We start from the raw sequence: 1208 nt of genomic DNA on the forward strand, positions 1-1208 counted from the left end.
AACGTTCTGCGAGCTGCGATCCGTACCCGCAAGTTCGAGCCAGGCGAGCGACTGCCGTCGCAGAACGACCTAGCCGAGCGCTACAACGTCGCCCGAGAAACCGTCAAGACAGCGCTGCGCATCCTGCGCGACGAGCGCCTTATCGTCACCCGTCAGGGAAGCGGCGCATTCGTTCGCGCGCAAACCGAGCGTCCGGTGGGACTACGGCCGCACGTCGAGGCGGCCTTCGAGCGTGCCCACGTCACGATCGAGTTCGCCGGCTTCTCCGGTGAGACCCTCCACGGAGTGCTGACCGAGCCGCTCGACAAGATCCGTGCCGGGCTACTGACGCCCGAGTCCGTTACCGTTCGCATTCTGCTCCCGGACACGGGAGAGCCCATGGCCCTGCCGTGCCTGGCCGAGACGCAGGCCGACGATGCCGGCGTACGCGAGCGCGCCGAACGGATCACCCGCAGGCATACGGACGCGATTGTCGAGGCGGTGCGCGAACTCGGAGACCTCGGCTTGGTCAAAGACGCCGTAGCAGAGGTGCGCGTGCACCGCGCAGCGCCACTGTTCAAGCTCTACATCCTCAACGGCGAGGAAGCCTTCTTCGGCTTCTACCCGGTGGTAGAGCACACCGTCATGATTAAAGGCCAGCCCACGGCCATCTACGACCCAATGGGCAAGGACGCGATCCTCTTTCACCGGGCCGTCAGCGACGACGAGGCTTCCGACGCGTCCCAGTACGTCGATCAGGCCCGGACCTGGTTTGACTCCATGTGGTCAACCATCGCGCACGACTACACGCCATGAACCCGCGGTACAGCGTCGCCCAGGTCCTCAGCGACACCGGGCCGATTCTGCTGGACTTCGACGGGCCGGTCTGCGCTGTCTTCGCCACCCTCGCGGACTCCGCCGTCGCGGCCGAGCTGCGCCGCGTCATCGAGGACCAGGGCGTCGAGATACCGGCGCACATCCGAGCCGTCGACGACCCGCTCGAAGTGCTCCGCTTCTCGGCCACCATCGGCACGCCATCGCTGGTCGTACGAGTTGAGAACGCGTTGTGCCGAGCCGAGCTGGCTGCGGTCGACGGCGCCACACCGACGCCCTATGCGAGGGAGGTCATCGTTGCTGCCCATGAGGCCGGGCGGCCAATCGCCATCGTCAGCAATAACTCAGCCCCCGCCATCGAGCGTTATCTGGCCTCTCACCGACTCACCCGGTAC

2 protein-coding genes are annotated in these 1208 nt (G+C 66.2%); both read left to right on the top strand.

What is annotated here, in order from left to right; genetic code table 11:
* The coding region (locus tag GA0070558_RS32625) for a GntR family transcriptional regulator (RefSeq protein ID WP_141722442.1) at positions 1–795 on the top strand (795 nt) is incomplete at its 5' end.
* On the top strand, positions 792–1208 hold a 417-nt coding region (locus tag GA0070558_RS32630; RefSeq protein WP_141722443.1), incomplete at its 3' end, for an HAD family hydrolase. The genes GA0070558_RS32625 and GA0070558_RS32630, both read left to right, overlap by 4 nt.

This window comes from Micromonospora haikouensis (assembly GCF_900091595.1).
GTDB classification, from domain to species: domain Bacteria; phylum Actinomycetota; class Actinomycetes; order Mycobacteriales; family Micromonosporaceae; genus Micromonospora; species Micromonospora haikouensis.